The sequence below is a fragment of the Mycobacterium sp. E796 genome (assembly GCF_001672815.1).
In the GTDB taxonomy this organism is placed as follows: Bacteria; Actinomycetota; Actinomycetes; order Mycobacteriales; family Mycobacteriaceae; genus Mycobacterium.
Genome location: NZ_LZKK01000033.1, coordinates 1 through 25,887, shown reverse-complemented (window position 1 = coordinate 25,887; position 25,887 = coordinate 1). Strand labels below are relative to the sequence as shown.

Below are 25,887 nucleotides of genomic sequence, written 5' to 3'. Positions count from 1 at the left end.
TGCCCTTGAGAACCCTTGACCGCCAATCCATGCGGCCCTAACCTAATCAGGTGTACGAAACCGTTTCGTTCACAAGGAGCATCGCGTGGTCCGTGGAGACGCCCGCACCGCCGCGATTCTGGATTCGGCAATCGAGCTGATGGCGACGACCGGATACGACCGCCTCACCATTGATGCCGTCGCATCGCGCGCGAGAGCCAGCAAGGCCACGATTTACCGCCGCTGGCCCGGCAAGTCCGAATTGGTGATCGCGGCGTTGGCGCGACGTGGCGCGGCCTCGACCGCAGAGGTTGACACTGGCGACCTCCGCGGCGACCTGATTCAAGCGGTCACCCAGATGCGCGACGGACTCGCGTCCCAAGATGGTGCGGTGATTTTGGGTCTGCTCAACGCGATACGGGAAAATGCGGAGCTCGCCGAGCATGTCCGCGGTCACGTTCTTAGTGAAAAGCGAGCGGTCATCGGCCGACTCGTCGAGCGTGCGGTCAGGCGAAAGGAACTGCCCACCCGCGCGAACCACGAGTTGGCGTCCGAGATCGCCTCCGCACTGGTTTTCACGCGCATCCTGGTGACGGGCCAGCCACTTGGGGACGACGAGATCGTGCGCATCGTGGACGCGGCGTTGATGCCGGTGCTGACGTGCGATTCGAGGAGGGGCAAGTCGTGATCGGGGCGCTTGTGCTCGCTTTTGTGGGAGGCCTCCTGGGCGGCAATGCGATTCCTCACTTCATCCGCGGAATCACGAAGCAGCGCTACCCGAATGCGTGGGGTGGCGGTCCCATTCCCAATGTTGTTGCGGGATGGGTTGGTTTGGTGCTGGCCGCGGTGGCGCTGCACACGGCGTTCGAGGGGCGCGAGCCACTGTGGCCTTTCTGCGCGGCGGCGATCGGGGTGCTCTTGATCGGACTCTTTCACGCCGGGCCCGGCGCATTCGGTCGGCGATGATCATCTTCCACCAGCGGGCGGCCCGAACCAGGTCGTCAGGGCGTCGGCGAGGGGTCGCTCCCCCACCCAGGCGACGTATCCGTCGGGGCGAATCAACACCGCATCGAGGGCGGTGACGGCGCCGAGGTCCGGAAGTTCCCACACTCCAACGTATTTCGCGTCGACCAACGTGACGCGATCCCCCCAGCCGGCGATGTTGACTGCGCCGGGCTCGCCGAGGTTGAGCAGCACCGGCCGCGCGTTGTGCAGCAGTGCGAATATCCGCACCGTGCCGTCGGCGGTGACCAGGTCGAGATCGGGCATCCGGCGGCCGAGCAGCGGGTGGCCCTCGCCCAGGTCGTAGTGGATGTCGAGACCCGACATCATCGCCGCGAATCGCTGCCGCGGCTCGGCCATGCTGAGCAGGTCGGAAGTGACCTCTCGCAAGGCCTTTGTGCGGTCGTCCGGGCGAAGCAGCGCCATTTGGGCCATGGCGTTGCGCAGCACCCGCGCAGCCACCGGGTGCCGTTCGGTGTGGTAGGTGTCCAGCAGGCTTCCCGGGGCTGTTCCTTTGACTACCTGGGCCAGCTTCCATCCCAGGTTGACCGCATCCTGCATGCCGGTGTTGAGGCCCTGCCCCCCGATCGGATGGTGCACGTGCGCCGCGTCGCCGGCCAGCAGGATCCGCCCGTCGCGGTAGGTCGCCGCCTGCCGCGCCGCGTCGGTGAACCTGGAAATCCATGCGGGACTGTGGATCCCGTAATCGGTCCCGTAAACGGCGATGAGGGCCTCGCTCAGGTCGCGCAGGGTGGGTTTGCCGCCGGGCTTGACCTGCCGCTCGGTCACCATGACCCGCACCGGCCCCCCGTCCTCCATCATGCTGAGCGAATGGACGCCGAGGGCGTCGTGGCGGATGCCCCATTCCGGCGTCTCGCTCGCCTTGAAGGCCATGTCGACCTCGGCGAGGAGGTAGCTCATCGTCGGGTCCCATCCCGGGAAGTCGATGCCCGCCGATTTGCGGACCGAACTGCGTCCCCCGTCGCACCCGACGACGTATTCCGCGCGCAGGGAGTCGCCGTCGGTGAGCTCGATGTCGACGCCGGTGTCGTCTTGGGCGACCCTCGTCACCTCACGCCCGCGATAGGTCGGCACGTTCAGTTCGTCCACCCAGCCGGCCAAGATGCGTTCGATGTGGATTTGCCACAGCGCGAGCCCGTAGGGGTGCCGGGTGGGAAAGTCGCTGATGTCCAACCGAATCTGGGAAAACCCGGCGACCTGGGCCACTTGGCCCTCGGAAAGGAAACGATCGGCGATGCCGCGCTGATCGAGGACCTCGATGGTGCGCGAATGTAAGCCGCCCGCGCGCGCCCCGATGAGCTCCTGGCTGGCGCGCCGCTCCACAATGGCCACGTCGACGCCCGCCAACGCCAGCTCGCCCGCCAGCATCAGCCCGGTCGGGCCTCCCCCGACAACTGCCACCGCGTGGTCGGCCATTGCTTTCCTCAACACACTCATCTCGCCCCCCGAGTCGGTCCGCTTTCGCTTCGACCAGCGATTTTGCGGCATGACCCCGGTCTTGCCGCAAGCCCCCGGGTGCGTAATATGTTGAAGTGGGACGGATTAAAAGCCGCCCCTTCTTTTTGCATCCGATGTGGGTTTTCGATAAACCATCAACGGTCTCCTGGGATCTGAACTACGGTTCAGACGAATGGCGGTTGCGCGCTCGGAAAATGGCGGTGAAATAATCGGCCGGGCGCCCGCATCGGCGCATCTGACCAGAGAGTGACGGGATGGGTCTACGCCTGGCAGGCCCCGTGGGCCACCCCCGCCGATACAAGCTGCGGTTGCACGCCGACGCTGGAAGCGGTTTTTACGGCAAACACCAGGTCCGGCTGCTGCGGATCTACTTGGGCACCACGACATTCCTATTCGCCTACGGCGTGCTGTTCACCACCGTGATTCCGCTTCACCCCGACCGCCCCCGGGGGCATCCGGTCGGGGGCGTCGTGGCGATCGTCCTCGGTATCGCGGCGCTGGCCTGGCTGGCGGTGCGGCCCGACAAAACCGGGCCGGCGACGGCCGCGGCCATCGTGGCGACGCCGATTGTGATGGCCTTCCACATCGCGATCATCGCCGAGTTCGCCTGCCTGATCGCACCGATGTTTCTGGCGATGTACCTGCGCGCGTTCTACTCGCCGCGACGCGGCATAGTCCTGGTGGGCGTGCTCGCCCTGGCGTCCGTTGTTGGCCTGGCGGTCTCGCGCACCGCCACGCTGGACATCGATTACCTCATCTTTGTGATCGCGATCGTCGGCACCGCTGAGTCGTTCGGCCTGGTGACACGGACGCTGGTCGACGCGGCCTGCACCGATCCACTCACAGGGTGGCTCAACCGCGCCGGTTGGGAGATTGCCACCGCCGATCTGCTGGCGCGATCGCGTTCGACTTCCACCGTCATTACCGTCATCGCACTGGACATCGACAACTTCAAACGCATCAATGACACCGACGGGCACGTCGCCGGCGACCAGCACCTAATCAGCCGAGCGACCGCGTGGCGAAACGCGGCTCCCCCCAACGCCATTCTGGCCAGGCTCGGGGGCGACGAGTTCGCCGTGTGCATCGCCGAGCGCCCGGGCCCCGGTCCGACTGCGGCCGAGTTGTTCGTCGCCGCCGTGCGGCTACAGACCCCGGGTACGAGCGTCGGGACCGCATCGGCCGGCGGAGCGAGCGCCAACGTGGCCGTGCTGTGGGCGGTTGCCGACGCGAATCTGTACACCGCCAAGCAGAACAGGACTCCGCACCGCTGGGATCCCGATCTACGCCGCGCGCTGTAGACCGTGGCCGGACCCCTTGCGGTGATCAACGGCGAATGAGAGTGAGCGGTTGACGGCCGTGCGCTCAGCTGCGTGCACGTCGTCAGTCCTTTCTGGAGGTGCCTTCCAGCTTGGCGCGTCCAATCACTCGCCCGCTGATGGCATGGAGTACCTGGGTGAGTGCGAACTTCGGGGGGAGGTCGAGTTCTCGGTCGAGTGCAAAGATTTGGAAGACGTAGCTGTGCGGGCCGTGGGACCGGATGGGCATCGGACCGAACCAGCCCCGGCGAGGGCCGGCCTTGCCGAGCTTTGGTTTGGCGCCCGCGCTCGAGTCGGTGAGGCCGTCTGTCGGAATGCCGCCGAGGGCTGGGTCGATGCCGACCGCCAGTCCGTGGGTGTTGGGCCTCCCGAATGGCGAGTCGGCGTCTTCGACGATGAGCACCAGTTCGACGGTGGCCCGAGGCGGCGGTGTCCAGCGAAGGGCTGGGGAGGTGTTGTGCCCGAGGAGTCGGCCGCGGTACTGCTCCGGTATAGGACCCTTGTGGTTGAAAGCGGGGCTGGTGAGGGTGAACGTCTCGGGCGCTTGCAGGTCGGGGCGGGCCCAGACCAAGCTGTCGCGTCCTACACGCTTGTTGCGCAGTGCGAGGCCAAGAGGATTCGGCGGCATGGTGGTTCGTGGCTCCGGGTTGTGACAAGTGAGACGATGGCTTCACGCCGTGAACTGCTACGCGGCGGAACGCTTTCTTTCATTGGGCGGGGACACCGTGCAAAGGTGGCGGCGACAGCTGGTCGGTAGCGGGCACGGGCGCGTGGTGTTTAGATGCGCATCACCTGCTCGGCGTTGCGGTGGGCGATCGCGTGGTGCTGGTCATCGGTCAGGCCGGCTTGTTCCAGGAAGGTCGACACTTCTTCGCGTACGGCATAGGGGAAATCCTCGGAGTGAATAATGCGTTCGGCGCCGAGTTCGGCGAGGATGAAGTTCAGCTGGTTGCGGTTGTACATTCCTGACGGCGTCACCCATACGTGGTTGCGGTAGTAGTCGCTGATCGGGCGGTCCAGATCGTCGGTGTAGCCGAATGATGAGTCGAGCCGGTTAAGCCAGAAGGCCATCAATTCGCCCCAGTGCCCGCTGAGCAGTTTGAGGTTCGGGTGACGGTCGAGTGCTCCGGACAAGATGAGCCGCAATACGTGGATGCCGGCTTCGGCGTGCCACCCGAACGCCCCCATCGAGAAGATGAATTGCACGGTAGCGGGCCAATTTCCGGTGTAGTAAGCGGCGGTGACCTGTTTGGACGGTGGTCCTGGGTGAAGGTAAATGGGCAGGTCAACCTCTTCGGCCGCGGCCAGCACCGAGGCGAAGCGTCGATGGTCAAGGAACAGCCCGCCGCAGGTCCCCATCACTAGAGTGCCGACGAAGCCCAGTTCGTTGACGCAGCGTCGCATCTCCTCGGCTGCTGCCTCGGGGTCGTGCAAGGGAATGGTGGCAAACCCGCGGAACCGGTCGGGATGCTGTGTGATCTGCTCGGCGAGCGCATCGTTGACCTTGCGGCACAAGTCGATCGCGTCGGGGTGGTCGAGGTTGCCGGGGCTGTTTGCGCCGTGTGACACCACCTGGACGTCGATGCCGGTGCGGTCCATGTGCTCTAGACGGTTGCCCCCGAGCTGTTCGGCTGAGTTCGTGTCATACGTGAAACGACTTGGGAGATGGTCGGATTCGATGCCGACGACAGACGCCGAGCCGCTTAGCTCTAAGACGCGCGCAACCGCCTCGGGGTGGTGGAAGTGTTCTTCGACGGTGATGACACGCATCTGATCTCCTAGTGTTGTGGCGCGGTGGTGGCCAGCCGGGCGATCGCCACCATGGGGGTGTAATGCCCCAGGCCGGCTAGGTGGTCAGCCGGGGAATTACCTCGTCGCCTAGCCGTTTGACCCAGCCTGCCGGGTCGGGATTGCCCGGCCAGGGTGCGGTATTGATTGTGTCGATTCCCAAGGCGGCGTACTGGTCAAGTTTCCGCAAATAGTCGTCGACGGCGGTGAACGGATCATCGAAGTTGCCTGCGGTCAGCCGGATCTCAGAGAAATCTCGCCCAACGGTGTCGCAATGCCGGCGTAGCACGTCGAGCTTATGGGGCAGTTCCTCCAGCGGGCAGGTGCCATTCCAGACGTCGGCGTACTGGGCAACCAGGCGTAGTGTCTTCTTTTCACCGGTACCCCCGATGAGGATCGGTGGCCGGCGGATCGGCTGAGGTTGGCAGATGGTTTCGGCAAGTTGGTAGTGCTTGCCGTGATATATCCCGTCGTCCCCGCTCCACATTTGAAGACAGATTTCCAGCGTCTCCTCGAGCATCTCGAACCGATCCTTGAGCGGCGGATACGGGATTCCGAGCGCATGGTGCTCACGGTCATACCAGGCGGCCCCGATACCGAACATCGAACGGCCACCGGACAGCACGTCCAGCGTGGCAACGATCTTGGCCAACACCCCGGGATAACGATAGGTCACGCCGGTGACCAGCATCGACAAGGTGATCCGTTCGGTCAGCGCGGCGAGGTACCCCATCGAGGTGTAGCCCTCCAGGAACGGATCTGTCGCGCTTCCAAAGGTCTCCATCTGGAAGAAGTGGTCAGCGAGGGTGAACATGTCGACACCGCCGTCCTCGGCGGCCTTGACCGTCGCGGCAAGTGTCGAAGCCAATTTCTCGGGCTGGCCAGGGAGGAAATCGATGTAGTGAATACCGAACTTCATTCCTTTCAAATACCTTTCGTCAATCGGTGAGTCGTTCCAGCAAGACCAGCGCCTCGTTGATGACGTGACGTTCAGCATCGGTGTAGCGGTCCTGCATGGTCTCGGCGAGCCACTCCTGCCGTACCTGGCGGCGGTGTGCGGCCCGGGCACGGCCCGACGCTGTCAACGAAATCACCTGACGTCGACCGTCATCGGGATCGGGTGAACGCGCCAGATACCCGAGCCGGTCGAGCCCGGCAAGGGTCGCCGTCATCGACTGGGAACGCACACGTTCGGCACCGGCAAGCTCACTGGTCGATGCCGGCCCGTCTTTGTACAGCCGAATGAGCACGGACGTTTGCGAGGGGGTCAGGTCCGCTGCTGTATCGACTTCTCTAAGTCGAGTACGCAACCTGCTGAACAACACTCGCAGATTGGTAGCCGCGACAGTAGCGGACGCACTGATCATATACGTAGTTTAGACTACGTAGTCTGTACTGTCTATCTAGTCCTGAACACCTGCACGACTCCGATGCGGACGCCACCAAGAGTGGGTAGCGGCTCTCGACCGGAGAACTTTGTCAGAGCAATCGGGCAGTGGACCGCAACCCGTGAATTCTCGACAGAAAACCCCATTCGTTTACTGGTGGGCACGGGTGTCCGCGTATCGAGCCGGCGACTGGCAACCCAGGGCAGAGTGTCTGCGGTACGGGTCTTTCGGTCGCTGATGACGTCGCCCGCCCTAGGCCAGTGACCAGAAGCTGTTGATGTTGAGGCATTCATCGCGGATGCGGAGGTGCTCACTGCCCCAACGTGGGCCGCAAGACTCGCATCAACCATGGATCAACCGACTGGGGTCAGGCCAACTCGACCTGGCCGAAATTGGTGCGTACGTCGGCGTGGATCAAGATCCGGTAGCCGCGAGCGCAAACGAAATCCTCTATGCGACAACTTGTTTCAGCTCAGTTAGGGAACGGCCTAGTTATTTGTCGGTGGGGGTTGGGGTTCGAAGGGGGTGTACCACCACCAGTCGGCGCGTTCGCCGAGGGGTCCGCGGCAGGGTGGGACGGCGGGCGGCGGGCGGTTGGGTGGGCGCGCGAGTGATCCCGCGCTCAGTGGTCGGCCGTCGTCGTCGGTGACGATCAGCTGGTCGGCGGGTCCGGTGATGGTGATCAGCCCGCGGTGATGTGCCCGGTGGTGATAGGGGCATAACAGCACCAGGTTGGCCAACTCGGTGGGCCCGCCGTCTTCCCAGTGCACGATGTGGTGGGCGTGCAGGCCGCGGGTGGCGCCGCAGCCGGGTACCGCGCAGGTGGGGTGGCGGTGCTCGAGGGCGCGGCGTAGCCGGCGGTTGACGGTGCGGGTCGTGCGCCCGGCACCCAGGGGCCGCCCGTCGCGTTCGAACCACACCTCGCAGGTGGCATCACAGGTTAGGTATTGGCGTTCGGCGTCGGACAGCAGCGGACCCAGATGCAACCCGCCGACGCGGCGCTCGACATCGAGGTGCACCACCACCGTGGTGTGTTGGGCGTGCGGGCGGCGCGCCGCCTCGGCGTCCCAGCCCGCCGCCACCAGCCGCATCAACGCATCAACAGTGTTGGGCAGCGGCGGCGCCGCGTCGGAGGGGGCGTCGCCGTCGCCGCGGTCGCGCTTCCACGCCGCGAACAGCGCCTCACGATGCGAGGCCAGCGCCGCATCGAATTTCGCCGCGTCCACATGCGGGAGTTTGATCCGATAGCAGCTGCCCGCCTCGTCGGTGGTCTTGGTGAACGAGCGCCCCGCCTCGGGGCGCGGATCGCGGGCCGGGCGCGGTTCGAGCTTGATCGCGGTGCGCAGCTGAGTGACCGTGGCCACCGCGGCCAACTGCGCGTAATGCTCATCAGAACCCTCACCCGCGCGTTCGGCGATCACCCCGACCTGATCCAGCGACAACCGCCCCTGGCGCAAGGCCCCGGTGCACCGCGGAAACTCCTGCGCGCGGCCCGCCACCGTGGCGATCGTGTGGGCATTGGCCGGCGAGCAACCGGTCTTCCAGGCCACCAACGCCGGGATCGACCGCGCCCCGGTATTCCCCCACAACCCGTCGCGATCGATCTCAGCAACGATCTCCACAATGCGCCCATCAATCGCATTGCGTTGACCACACAACTCCGCCAACTCCTCAAACAACACCTCAAGACGCGTAGGCTCATTCACCACCCACGCGCCAACAGATGCGATCGAAGACATGACCCCATCATCACAGCCAGGTACGACAAGTTTTCCGCCAAGAAATCCGCCCCGGGGCCACGACCGTCGTCATTGGCCAAGCGGCACAGTCTGAATGGCCACGACACACTTGCCTCCGGGGTCACCGAGGATAAAGCCGCCGCAATCCAGGATTCCCGGCCGACTCGATGCGGTACGTTCCTGAAAGGGGAATGCGATCAGCGCTGATCGAGGGGAGCAGTGGTGAGCTTTTTGGCGTGGCCGCCTGAGGTCAATTCGGTATTGCTGCTTGATGGACCGGGTCCGGGGCCGATGTTGGAGGCGGCGGCTGCCTGGGAGGGCGTCGGCTCCGAATTGAGTTCGGCGGCCACCGCGTTCAACTCCTTGACCTCGGACCTGGCCGGCCAGGCCTGGCAAGGTCCCGCGTCGGCATCGATGACGGACGCGGCGGCCCGCTACGTGAGGTGGCTCGACGGGGCGGCCGCCCAAGCCGAACAGTCGGCGGCCCAGGCCCGCGCGGCGGCCACCGCCTATGAGTCCGCGCTGGCGACGATCGTGGATCCGGCAGTGATCGGGGCCAATCGTGGTCGATTGGTGTCGCTGGTGATCTCGAACCTGTTCGGTCAGAACGCCCACGCGATCGCGGCCGCCGAGGCCGACTACGAGCGGATGTGGGCTCAGGACGTCGCCGCGATGGGCGGGTATCACGCCAGTGCGTCGGCGACGGTCGCGCAGTTGGGCTCGTGGGAGCAAGCGCTACAAAGCCTGCCCGGTGAATTCGTCCAAGCTGTCGAAAGCGAATTCCATCACGTGGCCAACACCGTCGTCGGCACCATATTCGGGGCGCCGGCCGCTCCGCCCTTCTCGGCGACGCAGACGGGGACCTACACCGGCGGACCGTCGCTGGCCACCCGGTTCGAAGAAGCCGCGCTGTATCCGGTCAAGCCCCTCCTGGGCTTCTTCCCCGGGCTCGAGGCTCAACTTTCGTCGCCGAATTCGCCGTTCCTGCAGCTGTTCACGGGCGATAACCCGCTACTCGGCATAGGTCTGTCCAACACCCCGCCGCGGTTGCTGCCGTTGCTGCTCGGAGAAACGGTGCACCAAACCACCACACCCACCGGGATGCGCGTCGTTGAGATCACCCCGGCTCACCCGAACGGTAACTACGTGGTGGCCATTCATGGTGGCGCGTTCATCTTCGCGCCGTCGATCTTCCACTGGCTCGACTACACGGTGATGGCCTATCAGACCGGCGCGACCATCGAGGTGCCGATTTACCCGCTGCTGCAGCAGGGCGGCACGGCCGGCACGGTGGTGCCCAACATGGCCAGCTTCATCAACTCGCAGGTCGCCGCACACCCGGGACATGTCAGCGTGACCGGCGACTCCGCCGGCGGCAACCTGGCACTTGCGGCCCTCGAATACACGTTGGCCCAGAATCCGAATGCCGCTATGCCAACCTCGATGGTCCTGCTGTCTCCGTGGCTGGATGTCACGTTCAGCAACCCGAACATCGCGTTCGTCCAGGATCCCCTGCTGCCCGTCGCGCCGGGAATTCAGATCGGCAAGGAGTGGGCGGGCGGTCTTTCCACCACCAACCCCGAGGTGAGTCCGCTATACGGGAACCTCGCCGGACTCCCGCCGACGTACGTCTATTCCGGCAACCTGGATTCGCTCTCCCCGGACGTGCTCGTGCTGCAGCACAACGCCGCCCTGGCGCCAGCCCCGTTCAACTTCGTGCTGGGCAACGGCGAAATTCACGACTGGGTCATCCTCACTCCGGACGGCCCGCAGTACTGGGCGCAGATCGATCACGAACTCGGTATCGCCTAACCGGTCTTGCGGCGCTTGAGCCGGGCCGCGAGGAACTCCGACCAGGAACCCACCTCTGGGTGCTGCTTGAGCAACGCCCGTCGCTGGCGCTCCGTCATGCCGCCCCACACACCGAACTCCATATGGTTGTCGAGGGCGTCGGCAAGGCACTCGGCAACCACGGGACAATGCCGGCAGATGGCGGCTGCCTTCTTCTGTGCCGCCCCGCGAACGAAAAGTTCGTCGGGATCGGTGGCGCGGCACAACGCCTTCGACACCCACGCGATGCGGGGATCGTCCGGTTCGGCCGCCCGGCCGCTGTGGGCGGTGGTTGCATCCATGCTGGACACTCCTGTGCGCTCGATGGCCCCCCACCGGCGTCGGGCCCACGACGATTTCTCCGGGGTGGTCGCGAGCCCGACAAATGACTATCCCGGCGCGGCCTCGCGGTGTCTGTCCGGCGACCAGTCGGCGCGCGGGATGAATTACACGTCCCCCGATTGGGGGAAGCGGCGGCAAGGGCTGTGTGAAACTAATCGGCATGGTCGGCCGGGCAACGACCGAGAAAGTGCGCGTGGTCGTGGGCGAAGACCACCCGCTGTTCCGCGACGGCGTTGTGCGCGCGCTGACGTCGAGCGGTGAAGTGGATGTGGTCGCCGAAGCCGGCGACGGCCTCGCTGCCTTGGCTCTGATCAGGACCCATCTGCCCCACGTCGCGCTGCTGGACTACCGGATGCCCGGCATGGACGGTGCAAAGGTCGCGGCCGCGGTGCGGGACGACAACTTGCCTACGCGAGTGTTGCTGCTGTCGGCGCACGATGAGTCGGCGATCGTCTTTCAGGCCCTAGCGGAGGGCGCCGCGGGATTCCTGCCCAAGGAATCGACCAAGACCGAGATCGTCAAGGGCGTGCTCGACTGCGCGAAGGGCCGCGACGTCGTCCCGGCGGCCCTTGCCGCCGGCCTGGCGGGGGAGATCCGCCGCCGCGGTGAAGCCCAGCCACCGGTGCTCAGCCCCCGCGAGCGCGAGGTGCTCGATTTCATCGCCCAGGGTCGCAGCATTCCCGCGATCGCCGCGGAACTCTACCTGGCGCCGTCCACCGTGAAGACCCACGTGCAGCGGTTGTACGAGAAACTCGGCGTCGGTGATCGCGCTGCGGCCGTCGCGGCGGCCATGCGGCGCGGGCTGCTCGAATAATGGGCCGCCCCCTGGCTCGACTCATCGACTTCATCGCGGCCGAGCCCGTCCGCTTGTCGGCGCTGCTGCGCTTGCCGCTGATCGGCTTGATCGTCTTGCTGGTCTCGGTGTGGGAAGTCGAGCACTGGTTGCCGGTGGCTTACGCGGTGATACTCGGCACCTACAGCGTCGCCGCACTGGTTTGGGTGGTGGTGGTGCTGCGCGGCCCGGTGCCGCCGTGGGCCGGTTGGGTCTCGACGGGAATCGACGTGCTAACCGTGGTGGCGTTGTGCGTGGTATCGGGCGGAGCCACGGTGGCGTTGCTGCCGGTGTTCTTCCTGCTGCCGATCTCGGTGGCGTTCCAGGACCGTCCCGCGTTGGCGGCCGTGGTCGGAATCGCTACTGCCGTCGGATATCTCGGTGTGTGGATCGTCTACTCAAAGCGAGATGACACGGTTGAGCTGCCAAGCCTGGTGTACACCCACTTTGGATTGCTGCTGTGGTTGGCGGCCGCGATGACCGCCCTGTGCTATTTCCTGACCCGCGCTGCGGCGCGCGTGGCCGCGCTACTCGAAATGCGCCGCACGCTTGTCTCGGAGGCGATGCGCGCCGACGAGCGCAACGCCCGATTGCTGGCCGAAAACCTGCACGACGGGCCGCTGCAGGATCTGTTGGCGGCGCGCCTCGAACTCGACGAAGTCCGCGAACGGCACGACGATCCCGGACTGGATGCTGCGCATCAGGCGATCCAGAACACGGCAACCCGGCTGCGGAGCACCGTCACCGCGCTACATCCCCAGGTGCTCACCGAGGTGGGTCTCACCGCCGCGCTGCGCGAGCTGATTCGCGCCTACGAGCTCCGCGACAGCTTCGCGGTGGAAGCCGACCTCGAGGAGGTTGGTCGGCCACGGTCGCAGTCCCTGTTGTACCGGGCGGCCCGCGAATTGCTGGCCAACGTGTACAAGCATGCGCAGGCGAGCACCGTGCGGGTTCGCCTCGCCCAGAAGGCCGACGCCATAACGCTGAGTGTGGTCGACGACGGAATCGGGTTCGATCCGGCCATCCTGGATCGATGTGTGGCCCAAGGGCACATCGGACTCGCGTCGCTGGCGGTCCGTATCGATGCAATGGGCGGATCGATGAAGGTCATCTCGACGGTCGGCGGTGGCACCAGGGCACAGGTGACCACGCCCGCCGCCGCCGACTGAACGTCGTGATGGCCCCCATACGAACGGCCGCAGCGGCCTGGCGGGCAGCGTCAGTAACATCGGTTCCGTGGCATCCAACGGCCCACCGGACGACTTCCACAACCAGCGGACGCAGTATGCGGACTACGGCGCGCTGGGCGGGCCCCCGCCGTCGGGCGAACCTCCAGCCGGACCCGACCAGTCGGAGCAACCCGAGACGCCCGATCCCTTCGACCGGGAACCCGAGCCCACCCCGTGGTACCGCAAACCCGCCGGGATCATCGCCTGGATCGTCGCCGTCCTGATCCTGCTCGCGCTGATCGTCTACGGGCTGATGGAGCTCATCCAGGGTGGCCAGGGCACCAGCCCCGGCCCGAGCACCACGAGCAGCACCACCCCGACGACGACCACCACCACGACGTCGATGACGCCGACGACCACCGAATCGTCGGCGCCCCCGCCCACCAGCAGCGCGGTCGAGCCGCCCGCACAGCAGCCGACCCAGCAGCCCACGCGCCAGCCGACCCAGCAACAGCCGACGCACCGGCACCACATGCCCCAGCTGCCGTCGGTGATCACCATTCCCGACGGACCCGTGGTCACGCTGCCGCCGGGCCTTACGCAGTGAAGCCCGCGCGATGAGCGAGGCGCTCGGGTTGTCGATCGGGGCGGCCAACCTGGTGGCGGTCCGTTCGGGCAGCGCTCCGGTGGTCCGCAGTTCGGTCTTGACGCTGTTCGAGCACCGGCCCACCGAAATCGGCCTGCCGGAGGAAAACCCGAACCTCTCCGAGCCGGGTCTGGTGCTGCGCGGGTTCGTCGAGCGGGTCGGGGACCGCGCCCCGCTGGTGGCGGCCGACGGGACGAAGTACCTCGGCGAGGTGCTGACGGTCGAGGCGATCGAGGCCATGGCGCGAACGGTGGGCTACGGCACGCCCGTCACCGTCGCGGTGCCCGCCTACTGGTCGGAGGCGCAGACCACCGCGCTGCGCGACGAGTTTTTCGCCCAGCCGGACCTGACCCGCGGCGGTGTGGCGCCGGCCCTGATCTCCGACGCCACGGCCGCGCTCGCGACGCTGCGCGCCCAGCCGGGATTCCCGGCCGGCGTCGTCGCCGTGTGCGATTTCGGCGCCAGCGGCACCAGCGTCACCTTGATCAATGCCGGGTCGACCCTTGCCCAGATCGGTCCGTCGGTGCGCTACACCGACTTCTCCGGCGACGGGATCGACCAACTCATCCTCGATTACGTGCGGTCGGGTGGTTCCGACGCCACCAGCACCGACCTGGCCAGCACCGCCCGAATCGGCGCGCAGGCCCGCCAGCTCGCCGAATGCCGCCGGGTCAAGGAGCAGCTGTCGCGCACCGATGCTGCCGGTGACGACGTCCGGCTTACCCGCGCCGAACTCGAGCAACTCATCTCGCAACCGCTGGACGGATTCATAGGCACCGTGGAAGACACGTTGCAGCGCAACGGGATTGAGCGATCCGACCTGGCGGCCGTGGCGGCCGTCGGCGGGGGCGCCAGCATACCGTTGGTCGCCGCCCGCCTCTCGGAGCGGCTGCGGGTGCCGATCCACACCGCGCCGCAGCCCGCGCTCGCCGCCGCCGTCGGCGCGGCGGTGCTGGGCCAGCAGCAGGCCGCGGCGGGCGTAGCGACCGCCGCCAGCCCCGTCGTCGAGAACCCGACCGAATTGGTCCAGACCGCCAAGGTCGTCGACGGCGGCCCCGCCCTGGCGTGGTCGGCGGACGATGACGACGCCGCCGAGCCGGTGCCCTATGTCGGCCCAGACATGACCGGCGAATATGGCCGGGAGCCAACGAGATCGGGTGACACGGACAGCGGCCGCCTCGCCGCCGCGAGCGCGACGCTGCCGTGGTACAAGCGCACCGCGCTGGTGTTGAGCGTCGTCGGCGCGGCCGCGGCCGTGCTGCTCGCGGTGGTGTTGGCGCTGACCCTGGGCCACCCGAAAACCACCCCGACCAACAACACCCCGCCGACCGAACAAGCGCCGCCGCAAACATCGCAGACGGAAACGATCACGGAGCCGAACGGCACCACCACCGTGACGGTGCTTCCGCCCCCGCCGCCACCGCCGTCGTCGTCATCGACCGAGCCTCCGTCGACGACCACGACCAGCAGTCCGCCGCCCACGACCACAACGGCGGCGCCGACGACCACGAGTGCCCAGCCGACCACGACGTCGCAGGCGACCACCACCGCGGCGCCGACGACCACGCGACAACGGCCGCTGCCACTGCCCCTGCCGCAACCGCCGTTCGGGCGTTAGCCGCAGGCCACGGGCGCCGCCGAGCGGCGACTTAGGGCAGCCTATCTCGCACCGAAACCTACCCAGATGTCACTATGAGCAAAGCCTCGGTAGGCAACAAACTAGGAATTGGGGAGACCTTCTGTGACCACGCAAACGCTCATCAGACTGATACTCGGACTGGGCATGACCGTGGTGGTGGGCGCTTTCGCTGTGCGCCGCGTCCTGTGGCTGAACAAGCTGATCATGTCCGGCCAGCCGGCCAGCGGGCGCGCCGACCACGTGGGCGACCGAATCTGGACGGAACTCACCGAGGTGTTCGGGCAGCGCAAGCTGCTGAAGTGGTCGCTGCCCGGTCTGGCGCACTTCTTCACCATGTGGGGATTCTTCATCCTGCTGACGGTCTACATCGAGGCCTACGGCGTGCTGTTCCAGCCGAACTTCCACATCCCGATCATCGGCCGCTGGGACGCGCTGGGCGCGTTGCAGGACTTCTTCGCGCTGGCGGTGCTGACCGGCATCGTGACCTTCGCGATCATCCGGCTGCGCACCGAGCCGAGAGAGTACGGCCGCCAGTCCCGCTTCTACGGCTCACACACCGGCGGCGCCTGGCTGATCCTGTTCATGATCTTCAACGTCATCTGGACGTACGCCATCTTCCGCGGGGCCTCGGTGAATGCGCTCGGCGACGAATTCCCGTACGGCCGCGGCGCTTTCTTCAGCCACTTCATGGGCTCGCTGCTGCGGCCGTTGGGGCACAACACCAATGAGATCGTCGAGACCGTCGCCCTTATGCTGCACATCGGCGTCATGCTGGCCTTCCTGCTGATCGTGTTGCACTCCAAGCACTTACACATCTTCCTGGCGCCAATCAACGTCATCTTCAAGCGCCTGCCCGACGGGCTGGGCCCGCTGCTGCCTATCGAGTCCGACGGCAAGCCGATCGACTTCGAAAACCCGCCTGACGACGCGCAATTCGGCCGGGGCAAGATCGAGGACTTCACCTGGAAGGGCATGCTCGACTTCGCCACCTGTACCGAGTGTGGGCGCTGTCAGTCGCAGTGTCCGGCCTGGAACACCGGAAAGCCGCTGTCGCCCAAGCTCGTCATCATGGACCTGCGCGACCATTGGATGGCCAAGGCGCCATACATCCTGGGGGACAAGGAGACTCCGCTCGAGAACACCCCGGAGGGCGGGGTCGGCGAGAACCTGAGCGGTGAGAAGCACGCCGAGGAGCATCACGTCCCCGAGTCGGGCTTCGGCCGCGTGATGGGCTCGGGTCCGGAGCAGGCGACCCGCCCGCTGGTCGGCACCGCCGAGCAGGGCGGTGTCATCGACCCCGACGTGCTCTGGTCCTGCGTGACATGCGGCGCCTGCGTCGAGCAGTGCCCGGTGGACATCGAGCACGTCGACCACATCGTCGACATGCGCCGCTACCAGGTGATGATGGAGTCGGAGTTCCCCTCCGAGCTGTCGGTGCTGTTCAAAAACCTTGAGACCAAAGCCAATCCGTGGGGCCAGAACGCCTCCGACCGGACCAACTGGATCGACGAGGTCGACTTCGACGTCCCGGTGTACGGCGAGGACGTCGACAGCTTCGACGGTTACGAGTATCTGTTCTGGGTGGGCTGCGCCGGCGCGTACGACGACAAGGCGAAGAAGACCACCAAGGCCGTCGCCGAGCTGCTGGCCGTCGCGGGCGTTAAGTACCTGGTGCTGGGAACGGGCGAAACGTGCAACGGCGACTCCGCGCGCCGGTCAGGCAACGAGTTCCTGTTCCAGCAGCTGGCCGCCCAGGCCGTCGAGACCCTGGACGGGCTGTTCGAGGGCGTGGAGACCGTCGACCGCAAGGTCGTGGTCACCTGCCCGCACTGCTTCAACACGCTGGGCAAGGAGTACCGGCAGCTGGGCTCCAACTACACCGTGTTGCACCACACGCAGCTGCTCAACCGGCTGGTGCGGGACAAGAAGCTGGTGCCGGTTACGTCCGTCTCCCAGGAGATCACGTACCACGACCCGTGTTATTTGGGCCGGCACAACAAGGTGTACGAGGCCCCGCGCGAGCTAATCGGCGCGGCGGGCGCCACCCTCACCGAAATGCCGAGGCACGCCGAGCGCAGCTTCTGCTGCGGCGCCGGCGGTGCGCGTATGTGGATGGAAGAGCACATCGGCAAGCGGATCAATCACGAGCGCGTCGACGAGGCGCTGGGGACGGGCGCGGCCACCATCGCGACCGGCTGCCCGTTCTGCCGGGTGATGGTCACCGACGGCGTCAACGACCGGCAGGACGAGGCCGGCCGCAGCGGCGTCGAGGTGCTCGACGTGGCCCAGGTTCTGCTCGGGTCGATCGAGTACGACAAGGCGACGCTGCCCGAGAAGGGCACGGCCGCGAAGGAGGCCGAGAAGCGGGCGGCCGCGGCGCCCAAGGCCGCGGCGCCAGCCGCGCCCGCCGAGGCGCCCGCCAAGGCAGAGGAACCCGCGCCGGCCAAGGCCGAGCCGGAGCCGGCCAAGGCCGCGGCCCCGGCACCCGCTGTGCCCTCTAAGGGGTTGGGCATCGCGGGCGGCGCCAAGCGGCCCGGCGCCAAGAAGGCCGCGCCCGCCGCGAAAGCCCCTTCTGCGGCCGATGCCCCGGCCGCTCAGCCGGCCGCACCCGCGGCGCCGGCGAAGGGGCTGGGCCTGGCGGCCGGCGCGAAGCGACCCGGCGCCAAGAAGTCGGCGGCTCCAGCGGCCCCGGCGGCGAAGGCCCCTTCTGCGGCCGATGCCCCGGCCGCTCAGCCGGCCGCACCGGCCGAAGAGGCGAAGGCTCCCGCGGCGCCCGCCGCACCGGTGAAGGGGCTCGGCATCGCCGCCGGCGCCAAGCGACCCGGTGCCAAGAAGGCCACTGCCCCAGCCAAGGCCACCGAGGCCCCGGCCGAACAACCGGACGCCAAGGCCGAGCCCGAGCAAAAGGCGGAGCCGTCGGTGCAGCCAGACGGGGACGCGGCAAAGCCCGAAACCCCGGTAAAGGGCCTGGGCATCGCGCGCGGCGCCCGCCCGCCGGGCAAGCGCTGACCGCAGATACCGCCACCATTCGGCTCTTGTGACCTTTCGGTCACCCCATCTCGACCTGGTCGGCCACCACGACAACGTCGCTCGTGTCGCGCTGCGAGCGGCGTCGCAACGTGCGACACTTCGTCCACGCCGACAACGACGCGGTCAATAGGGGGTTACGAGAGGACGAACTGATGAAGCGGGCGATTATCGGCGTTTCGGCGGCAGCAGCGATAACACTGGCCCCCCTGTTCGTTCCAGCAGCTAAAGCACGGGCCGACGATCCCTGCGCCGGCGTCGCCGATCCCGCGGCCCGCCAGTCTTGCCTCAGCGGATTCATGCCCCACGACCCCACGCGCCGACACCTTCTGGGCGATTGCGAGGGGGCCAGCCCCCTCGACGGACAGGTGGGCCAAGTTTGTGGCTAGCTGCTAGCGCCCTCCCTCAATAAAGACCCGGTGCGTGCCACAGCAGAGATTTTGGGCGATTCTGGAGTGGCGACAATGCGGCGGCCATTTCGCGGGCGCGAAGGGACGAAGTGGTGAAGAGGGCAATGATCGGCGCGGCAGCAGCCATAGCACTGGGATCCCTGTGCATTCCACCACCGCAAGCACGCGCCGACGATCCCTGTGCCGGCATCAACGATCCCGCTGCCCACCAGGCTTGCGTCGACACACCCCCGCCCGATGACCCGCTGCCGAGATACCAAAACGATTGCCAGGCCAGCCCCTTGCACGGACAGTTGGGGCAAGTTTGTCGGGACCTCTGGCGTTCGTCTCATCCGCCTGCCGGAGGTCGCCGCATGATCGTGCCGAAGATCGGCGGTCCATAGCCCTTCTCCGTCGGCTTATCCTGCTGGGCCTTACGCGCCCCCGGTGGCATCGGCGGGACGAACATCGGGACCAGCGGAGCGCCGTCGGCTGCGGTTGCCATCAACGGTGCCGCCGAGGCCGACAGCTGGATCGGCGAGGTGACCGCCGAAGGCGGGACCACAAGGTTGCTGACGTACATTCCCGTGCCCATCGAAGCGGTGGCTGAGGTCTCGGCGGCGGGCGCGTAGGCAGCGGCAGCGTAAATGTTGGGGGACCCTCCCACGGCCTCGGGACCGGTGAGGTTGTAGGCAATGGCCAGGTTGCGGGGGGTCGCGGCCAGGACGTCTGGGAACTGACCGGGGAAGTAATCGTGGCCGCTCGTGATCAAGCCTATGAAGGACTGCGGGTTGAACAGGCCACTGCTGATCACGTTTTGCAGATAGCCGTTGACGGTCTGGACGAACGGATTGTCGAAAATACCCTGGGCGGGTGCCGCCGCCGCGGTCACGGCGGCCGTTTGAGCCGCGGCGGCTGTCGGAGTGGTCATCGGGGATGGGGCGCTGAACATCGGCATCGCCATGGTCTGCAGGCTGGTGGCCTGATAGCCGAGCATCGCGGTCGTGTTATCCGCCCACATCTGCAGGTACTGGATCTCCGTGGCGGCGATGGCGGGAAAGTTGATGCCGAAGAAGTTCGTCGCGATCAGGTCGGCGAACAGCTTGCGGTTGGCGACGACCACGCTGGGATGCACTACAGCGGCCTTCGTGGCGACGAACGAGTTGGCCATGGTGGTGGCCGCCATCGACATCTGAGCGGCCTGGGCTGCGGTGGTGTGTAGCCAGGCGATGTAGGGAAGGCTCGACAGGGTCATCGCCGTCGCTGATGGTCCCTGCCAGGGAATGCTCGCCACGGTGGAGGCGTAGTCGGCGGCGGTCTGTCCCAGCTCGGTCACCAGCTGGCGCCAGGCGTCGGCCGCGCTGAGCAACGATCCGGGCCCCGGCCCTGAATGAATCAGTGCTGATGTGATCTCGGGGGGAGCCCAGAAGTCCACGCCTACCCCGCCAAAGCTCCGAGTCGACTCTCGATGCCCCGCATCCGGGCCTCCCTCTCAGGTCACGTTCCCGTTCGGCGACGCGGCCCGATTCGTCGAAACGAGCCTATCGCTTGTTTACCCACGTCGGGAATATCGAAAAATTTCGGCCGTCGGGCAGGCGTTGATCACAGATTGAGGTCCGTCAGCAAATTTCGTTGGACAACGATGGCACCATAGGGACGTGAGTACTCACCAGCTGCCCGCGCACATCACCGGCCATCATCGGCAGCGGTCCTTCGCGCAGTCGTCCAAACTGCAGGACGTCCTGTACGAGATCCGCGGCCCGGTGCACCAGCACGCGGCGCGGCTGGAGGCCGAGGGACACCGCATCCTCAAGCTCAACATCGGCAACCCGGCGCCGTTCGGCTTCGAGGCGCCCGACGTGATCATGCGCGACATGATCCAGGCCTTGCCGTACGCCCAGGGCTACTCCGACTCGCAGGGCATCCTCCCCGCCCGGCGCGCGGTGGTCACCCGCTACGAGCTGGTCGACGGCTTTCCCCGGTTCGACGTCGACGACGTCTACCTGGGCAACGGGGTATCCGAGCTCATCACGATGACCCTGCAGGCGCTCCTCGACAACGGCGATCAGGTCCTGATCCCGGCGCCGGACTACCCGCTGTGGACGGCGTCGACCTCGCTGGCCGGCGGCACGCCCGTGCACTACCTGTGCGACGAGACCCAGAACTGGCAGCCCGACATCGCCGACCTGGAATCCAAGATCACCGAGCGCACCAAGGCGCTGGTCGTGATCAACCCGAACAACCCCACCGGCGCCGTCTACAGCCGCGAGATCCTCACCCAGATGGTCGACCTGGCGCGCAAGCACCAGCTGCTGCTGCTGGCCGACGAGATTTACGACAAGATCCTCTACGACGACGCCAAGCACATCAGCCTCGCCACGCTGGCGCCCGACATGTTGTGCCTGACCTTCAACGGCCTGTCGAAGGCCTACCGGGTGGCCGGCTACCGGGCGGGCTGGCTGGCGATCACCGGGCCCAAGGAGCACGCCAGCAGCTTCATCGAGGGGATCAGCCTGCTGGCCAACATGCGGCTGTGCCCCAACGTCCCGGCGCAGCACGCGATCCAGGTGGCCCTCGGCGGCCACCAGAGCATCGAGGACCTGGTGCTTCCCGGCGGCCGGCTGCTCGAGCAGCGCGACGTCGCTTGGACCAAGCTCAACGAGATCCCCGGGGTGTCCTGCGTCAAACCCGAGGGCGCGTTGTACGCGTTTCCCCGGCTGGATCCCGAGGTCTACGACATCGAGGACGACGAGCAACTCGTCCTCGAGCTGCTGCTGTCCGAGAAGATCCTCGTCACCCAGGGCACCGGATTCAACTGGCCGGCGCCGGATCACCTGCGCATCGTGACCCTGCCGTGGTCCCGCGATCTCGCCGCCGCGATCGAGCGGCTGGGCAACTTCCTGGCCGGCTACCGGCAGTAACGGGGTTTCCGGCGCCGCCCTCTACCCTCGACCGGGTGGCGCACTCACATTCGCACAGCCTCCGCAGCTCGCCCGGGGCCCCATCCGGGCTGGATCCGCTGCCCGCCAAGATCGTCGTCGGGCTGCTCATCGCCATCGGGGTGGCGGTGCTGGCCGGTGCGGTGTTGCTCTGGCCGAGCCGCCAGCACGTCGACATCCCCATGCCGTTCCAGAACGCCGCCGGCGGCGCGGTGAGCACACAAAAGGGCCACGTGCTGTCCAGCGCGCTGGGCGACTGCGGCAGCCCGTCGGCGGGCCAGGTGATCACGACGGCGCCGCAACCGGCGGCCCCGGGCGCCGGGCGGTGCATCCAAACGCTGATCGCCATCGACTCCGGCCCCAACGCAGGCGCCAAGACGCTGCTGGAGTCCTCCCCCGGTCCCGGCCAGCCCCACTTCGGGGCCGGCGATCGCGTCCGGCTGGTGCGGCAGGTCGACGAGCAGGGCACCACCAGCTACGCCTTCTACGACTTCGAACGGGGCTGGCCGCTGGTCGCGCTCGCCGTCGCGTTCGCGGTCGTGATCGTCGCCGTGGCCCGCTGGCGCGGGCTGCTCGCGCTGGTCGGCATCGTCGTCGCGTTCTTGGTGCTGGTCGTGTTCCTGTTGCCGGCACTGCGCGACGGCGCCCCCGCCGTCCCCGTCGCGCTGGTGGCGTCCGCGGTCATCCTCTACGCGGTGATCTACCTGGCCCACGGGGTGAGCCTGCGGACCAGCGCCGCCCTGCTGGGCACCCTGTCGGCGTTGCTGCTGGCCGCCGGATTATCCTGGGCCGCAGTCGATCTGGCCCACCTCACCGGCCTGTCGGACGACCAGAACGGCCAGGTGTCGGCGTATCTGGGCAACGTATCGATCAGCGGGCTGCTGCTCGCCGGGTTCATCATCGGTTCGCTCGGTGTGCTCAACGACGTGACCGTGACCCAGGCGTCGACGGTGTTCGAACTCGCGCACCTCGGCGGCTCCCGGCGCGCCATCTTCCTGGGCGCCATCCGGGTGGGCCGGGATCACATCGCCAGCACCGTCTACACGCTGGTGTTGGCCTACGCCGGCACGTCGCTCCCGTTGCTGCTGCTGTTCAGCGTCTCGAATCGCTCGCTGGGTGACGTGCTGATCAGCGAGAGCGTGGCCATCGAACTCGCCCGCTCCGCGGTCGGCGGCATCGCGCTGGCGGCGTCGGTGCCGTTGACGACGGCGATCGCGGCGGTGCTGGCGAAACCGGGCTTAGAGCCGGCTCCGGTCAGCGCCGCTGTTCCAGCAGCCCCAGCAGGTAGTCGCCATAACCGGACTTGACCAGGGTGTGCGCCCGCTTGGCCAGCTGCTCGTCGCTAATCCAGCCCTGTAGCCAGGCGATTTCCTCGGGCACGCTGACCTTCAGCCCCTGCCGCCGTTCCAGCGTGCGGACGTAGTCGCTGGCGTCCAGCAGCGAGTCGAAGGTGCCCGTGTCCAGCCACGCCGTCCCGCGCGCCATCACCTCGACCGACAGCCGGCCACGGTTGAGGTAGATCTGGTTGACCTCGGTGATCTCGTACTCCCCGCGCGCCGATTTCTTCAGGTTCTTGGCGATCTCGATCACGTCGTTGTCGTAGAAGTACAGGCCCGGCACCGCGTATTGGGACTTCGGGGTGGCCGGTTTCTCCTCCAGCGACAGCGCCACGCCGTCGTCGCTGAACTCGACGACACCGTAGGCCGACGGGTTGGCCACCCAGTACGCGAAAATCGCTCCGCCGCTTATGTTTTGGAAGCGGCTCAGGCTGGTGCCCAGGCCGGGGCCGTAGAAGATGTTGTCGCCCAACACCAACGCGGCCGAGTCGTTGCCGAGGTGGTGGGCGCCGAGCACGAAAGCCTGTGCCAGGCCCTCGGGTTCGTGCTGCTGGACGTAGCTGAGGTTGATGCCGAACTGCGAGCCGTCGCCGAGCAGCCGCGCGAAGCCGGCCGCATCGTGCGGGGTGGTGATCACCAGGATGTCGCGGATGCCGGCCATCATCAGCGTGGACAGCGGGTAGTACACCATGGGCTTGTCGTAGACCGGCAACAACTGCTTGCTGATGCCGATCGTGATCGGGTGCAGACGGGTGCCCGACCCGCCGGCCAGGATGATCCCACGCATAAGCGCCTCTCTGTTGGGCCTAATTGACGAGGTCGGACTCGGTGAGTTCCGTCGCGGCCAGCGCCGCTGCCAGATCCTCGTGCCGGAACACCGACGTGACGTGATCGCGGACCACCCGGAATGCCGACGCGGCGTTCGTGACCTCCCCGTCCGGAGTGCTGACCTTCTCTTCGACGACGACGACGCCGTCGTGCACGTACATGCGTCCGGGTTCGGCCGTGCCTTCGCGAGAACCGGCCCACCTGCGCAGCGCCTCATGACCCTGCGCGGCCCCGTGAGCGTCGCCGATTTCGATGTCCTCGCTGGACAAGGCCACCAGGGTTTCCAGGTCCGAGGCGTTGAGGGCGTCGTGCCACGCCAGAACGGTGGCGATCTCCGATGTGGTCATGGTCAGCAAGCTACCGTGTCCGCCCGAGTTACAAAGGCGTACGGTCCAGCCAGTTCTGCCACACGGCGTCGTCCCCGAACAGCTCGATGCCGGTGTCGGCCAGCGGGACCCGGCGCAGCAGCGCCAGCAACAGCTCGGTGGCGCCGCCGCGCAGCGCCGCGCTGCCCTTGCCGTGCTCGTGCGACCAGGTGATCGCGCCGCCGTCGACACCGATCGTCCATTCGCCGGCCTCGCCCAGCCCAGGGTCGGTGGCGTGCAGGTGCAGGGTGCTGCCCGCGTCCAGCGGCAGCGGCGCCCCGTTGCTTCCGGCCTGAATGGCCACGCGCTCAAGCCATTCCGTGATCCCGTCGGCCGCGATCTCGGCGCCCAGGGTGAATTCGCTGCCGGTCGCGATGGCGGCGTCGGCGCGGTGCACCGCCGTCTCGTGCAGCCGGCGCCGGACCCACCAGTTCGCCGGGCGCGTGCCGAGGAAGGTCCACACCGGTGTTTCCACGCCCGACAACTCGACGGCGTCCAATAGCCGCTGCGCGCCGCCGTGCAGCCAGGAGATCGCGTCGGCCGGATCCGGTCGCGGCTTGCCGCCCTCGACGGTGCGGGGATCGAGGTATTCCTGGAGTTGGTCACGCACGATCTGCGCCGCCCACCGGTCCCCGCGCCCGACGTGGCGCAACAGCTGGCTGACGCTCCAGCCGGGGCACGTCGGCACGGGCGTGGACTCGTCGACACTGCGGAAAAGCTCGGCGAAGGCCCGGTTTTCGGTGAGGAACTCGGCGGCATAGTCCACGGGCTCAGGCTACTCGCCGGCCCCGGCCGGCTTGATCCAGTGCGGCAGGCCGTCGATGCGGATAACGTCCGTCCTGTCAGCGACAGATGAAAGGCGGGGGCATGTCGTTTGTGATCGCAGGACCGGAGGCGCTGGGGGCGGCGGCTTCCGATTTGGCTCGCATCGGTGCGGCCGTGAGCACGGCCAACGCGGCCGCGGCGGCCTCGACAACGCGGGTGGTGGCCGCCGGCGCCGACGAGGTGTCGGCCGCCATCGCCTCGCTGTTTTCCGGCCAGGCACAGGACTTTCACGCGCTGACCACCCGGGCGGCGGCGGTTCACGACCAGTTCGTGCAGGCCTTGGGCGGGGGCGCGGCCTCGTATGCCGGCGCCGAGGCGGCGAACGTCCAGCAGACACTGACGAACGCCATCAACGCGCCCACCGAGGCGCTGTTCGGGCGGCCGCTGGTCGGCAACGGCGCCAATGGGGCCCCGGGAACAGGGCAGAACGGCGGCGACGCCGGAATCCTGATCGGCAACGGCGGGGCGGGCGGCTCGGGTGGGCCCTCCCACCCCAACGGCGGCAACGGCGGGGCCGCCGGGCTGCTCGGCGCGGCCGGCGCAGGCGGCGCCGGCTGGTCAGGTGCCGTCGGCGGCAACGGCGGCAACGGCGGGGCCGGCGCGCTGTTCGGCGCCGGCGGCGCCGGCGGAGCCGGCGGGTTCTCCACCGGTTTCGGTATCCCCGGCGGGAACGGCGGCAACGGCGGGACGGGCGGGATCTTCGGCGCCGGCGGCGCCGGCGGCGCGGGCGGGCTCTCGGCCAGCGGCGTCGGCGGAAACGGCGGCGCCGGCGGGAATGGCGGGGTGTTCAGCCTGGCCAGCAACGGCGGGATCGGCGGGCCCACCCAGCCCACCGGCGGTGCCGGCGGGGCCGGCGGCACCGGCGTAACCGGCGGGGGTAACGGCGGGGCCGGCGGGAACGGTGGCCTGCTCGGTGCCGGTGGGGTCGGCGGGGCCGGCGGGACCGGGCTCCATGGAAACGGCGGCGGCGGCCCCTTTGGCGGCGGTGGTCCGTTCGGCGGCGGTCACGGCGGTGGCGGCGCGAG

22 protein-coding genes and 2 pseudogenes are annotated in these 25,887 nt (G+C 67.4%); 12 read left to right on the top strand and 12 right to left on the bottom strand.

Features of this window, described 5'->3' with window-relative positions:
* Positions 1–85: 85 nt before the first annotated feature.
* Together A5706_RS02770 and A5706_RS02765 are read left to right on the top strand one after the other, a co-directional pair.
* On the top strand, positions 86–667 hold the full coding sequence (locus A5706_RS02770; RefSeq protein WP_068126812.1) for a TetR/AcrR family transcriptional regulator: 582 nt from the start codon (positions 86–88) through the stop codon (positions 665–667).
* Complete coding sequence (locus tag A5706_RS02765; RefSeq protein WP_068126811.1) at positions 664–945, top strand: hypothetical protein; 282 nt, start codon at positions 664–666, stop codon at positions 943–945. The genes A5706_RS02770 and A5706_RS02765 overlap by 4 nt, the downstream gene beginning before the upstream one ends.
* Here the strand turns inward: A5706_RS02765 and A5706_RS02760 are convergent, their stop codons facing one another.
* Positions 946–2,418: an FAD-dependent monooxygenase gene (locus tag A5706_RS02760; RefSeq protein WP_369831786.1), complete on the bottom strand. Its 1,473-nt coding sequence runs from the start codon at positions 2,416–2,418 to the stop codon at positions 946–948.
* Between the two features lie 344 nt (positions 2,419–2,762).
* Between A5706_RS02760 and A5706_RS02755 the strand changes: the two genes are divergently transcribed.
* Positions 2,763–3,761: a GGDEF domain-containing protein gene (locus A5706_RS02755; RefSeq protein WP_068126950.1), complete on the top strand. Its 999-nt coding sequence runs from the start codon at positions 2,763–2,765 to the stop codon at positions 3,759–3,761.
* An 82-nt stretch (positions 3,762–3,843) separates the two neighbouring features.
* Here A5706_RS02755 and A5706_RS02750 read toward each other — a convergent pair whose 3' ends face one another.
* The 6 genes and pseudogenes from A5706_RS02750 to A5706_RS02730 form a co-directional block, all read right to left on the bottom strand.
* A complete protein-coding gene (locus A5706_RS02750) occupies positions 3,844–4,350 on the bottom strand; it encodes a YbhB/YbcL family Raf kinase inhibitor-like protein (protein ID WP_068126948.1) in 507 nt (168 codons plus the stop codon).
* 206 nt (positions 4,351–4,556) lie between these two features.
* Positions 4,557–5,549, bottom strand: a complete 993-nt coding sequence (locus A5706_RS02745) for an amidohydrolase family protein (protein WP_068126807.1) — start codon at positions 5,547–5,549, stop codon at positions 4,557–4,559.
* 76 nt (positions 5,550–5,625) lie between these two features.
* Positions 5,626–6,486: an LLM class F420-dependent oxidoreductase gene (locus A5706_RS02740; RefSeq protein ID WP_068126805.1), complete on the bottom strand. Its 861-nt coding sequence runs from the start codon at positions 6,484–6,486 to the stop codon at positions 5,626–5,628.
* Between the two features lie 19 nt (positions 6,487–6,505).
* Positions 6,506–6,934 carry a MarR family winged helix-turn-helix transcriptional regulator gene (locus A5706_RS02735; protein ID WP_068126803.1) on the bottom strand — a complete coding sequence of 143 codons (429 nt, stop codon included), beginning with the start codon at positions 6,932–6,934 and terminating at the stop codon, positions 6,506–6,508.
* Positions 6,935–7,105: 171 nt separating this feature from the next.
* Positions 7,106–7,258, bottom strand: a pseudogene (locus A5706_RS34000) (IS3 family transposase); the annotation flags it as partial.
* A 185-nt stretch (positions 7,259–7,443) separates the two neighbouring features.
* Positions 7,444–8,694, bottom strand: a complete 1,251-nt coding sequence (locus tag A5706_RS02730) for an HNH endonuclease signature motif containing protein (RefSeq protein WP_068126800.1) — start codon at positions 8,692–8,694, stop codon at positions 7,444–7,446.
* 222 nt (positions 8,695–8,916) lie between these two features.
* Between A5706_RS02730 and A5706_RS02725 the strand changes: the two genes are divergently transcribed.
* Entirely contained in the window at positions 8,917–10,506 is a 1,590-nt protein-coding gene (locus tag A5706_RS02725) for a PPE family protein (protein ID WP_082964168.1), read from the top strand.
* Here A5706_RS02725 and A5706_RS02720 read toward each other — a convergent pair.
* A complete protein-coding gene (locus A5706_RS02720; RefSeq protein ID WP_068126796.1) occupies positions 10,503–10,826 on the bottom strand; it encodes a WhiB family transcriptional regulator in 324 nt (107 codons plus the stop codon). The genes A5706_RS02725 and A5706_RS02720 overlap by 4 nt on opposite strands.
* Before the next feature lie 200 nt (positions 10,827–11,026).
* On the opposite strand from A5706_RS02720, the gene A5706_RS02715 reads away from it, so the two are divergent.
* From A5706_RS02715 to A5706_RS02695, 5 genes are all read left to right on the top strand, one after another.
* Positions 11,027–11,680: a response regulator transcription factor gene (locus tag A5706_RS02715; RefSeq protein WP_068126793.1), complete on the top strand. Its 654-nt coding sequence runs from the start codon at positions 11,027–11,029 to the stop codon at positions 11,678–11,680.
* Positions 11,680–12,867, top strand: coding sequence for a sensor histidine kinase (locus A5706_RS02710; protein ID WP_068126790.1), 1,188 nt, complete (start codon positions 11,680–11,682; stop codon positions 12,865–12,867). Before A5706_RS02715 ends, A5706_RS02710 begins: the two co-directional genes overlap by 1 nt.
* A 67-nt stretch (positions 12,868–12,934) precedes the next feature.
* Positions 12,935–13,474 (top strand): hypothetical protein, encoded by a 540-nt coding sequence (locus tag A5706_RS02705; RefSeq protein ID WP_068126788.1) that lies wholly within the window; start codon positions 12,935–12,937, stop codon positions 13,472–13,474.
* 10 nt (positions 13,475–13,484) lie between these two features.
* Positions 13,485–15,131: an Hsp70 family protein gene (locus tag A5706_RS02700; protein WP_068126785.1), complete on the top strand. Its 1,647-nt coding sequence runs from the start codon at positions 13,485–13,487 to the stop codon at positions 15,129–15,131.
* Positions 15,132–15,254: 123 nt separating this feature from the next.
* Positions 15,255–18,161 carry a heterodisulfide reductase-related iron-sulfur binding cluster gene (locus tag A5706_RS02695; protein WP_068126783.1) on the top strand — a complete coding sequence of 969 codons (2,907 nt, stop codon included), beginning with the start codon at positions 15,255–15,257 and terminating at the stop codon, positions 18,159–18,161.
* A gap of 756 nt (positions 18,162–18,917) precedes the next feature.
* Here the strand turns inward: A5706_RS02695 and A5706_RS02690 are convergent.
* Entirely contained in the window at positions 18,918–20,003 is a 1,086-nt protein-coding gene (locus A5706_RS02690; RefSeq protein ID WP_068126781.1) for a PPE family protein, read from the bottom strand.
* A gap of 197 nt (positions 20,004–20,200) precedes the next feature.
* On the opposite strand from A5706_RS02690, the pseudogene A5706_RS02685 reads away from it, so the two are divergent.
* Both A5706_RS02685 and A5706_RS02680 read left to right on the top strand, forming a co-directional pair.
* Positions 20,201–21,489, top strand: a pseudogene (locus A5706_RS02685) (pyridoxal phosphate-dependent aminotransferase).
* 35 nt (positions 21,490–21,524) lie between these two features.
* On the top strand, positions 21,525–22,814 hold the full coding sequence (locus A5706_RS02680; protein ID WP_068126776.1) for a YibE/F family protein: 1,290 nt from the start codon (positions 21,525–21,527) through the stop codon (positions 22,812–22,814).
* Here the strand turns inward: A5706_RS02680 and rfbA are convergent.
* Genes rfbA through A5706_RS02665 form a run of 3 tightly spaced genes read right to left on the bottom strand, consistent with a single transcriptional unit; the run spans position 22,762 to position 24,803 of the window.
* Positions 22,762–23,631: a glucose-1-phosphate thymidylyltransferase RfbA gene (gene rfbA / locus A5706_RS02675; RefSeq protein ID WP_068126774.1), complete on the bottom strand. Its 870-nt coding sequence runs from the start codon at positions 23,629–23,631 to the stop codon at positions 22,762–22,764. The genes A5706_RS02680 and rfbA overlap by 53 nt on opposite strands.
* A gap of 19 nt (positions 23,632–23,650) precedes the next feature.
* A complete protein-coding gene (locus A5706_RS02670) occupies positions 23,651–24,019 on the bottom strand; it encodes a nuclear transport factor 2 family protein (protein ID WP_068102693.1) in 369 nt (122 codons plus the stop codon).
* Between the two features lie 28 nt (positions 24,020–24,047).
* Positions 24,048–24,803, bottom strand: coding sequence for a maleylpyruvate isomerase family mycothiol-dependent enzyme (locus A5706_RS02665; protein ID WP_068126771.1), 756 nt, complete (start codon positions 24,801–24,803; stop codon positions 24,048–24,050).
* A gap of 101 nt (positions 24,804–24,904) precedes the next feature.
* Here A5706_RS02665 and A5706_RS02660 point away from each other — a divergent pair.
* Positions 24,905–25,887: PE family protein (locus A5706_RS02660; protein ID WP_156766931.1), on the top strand; the 983-nt coding region annotated here is incomplete at its 3' end.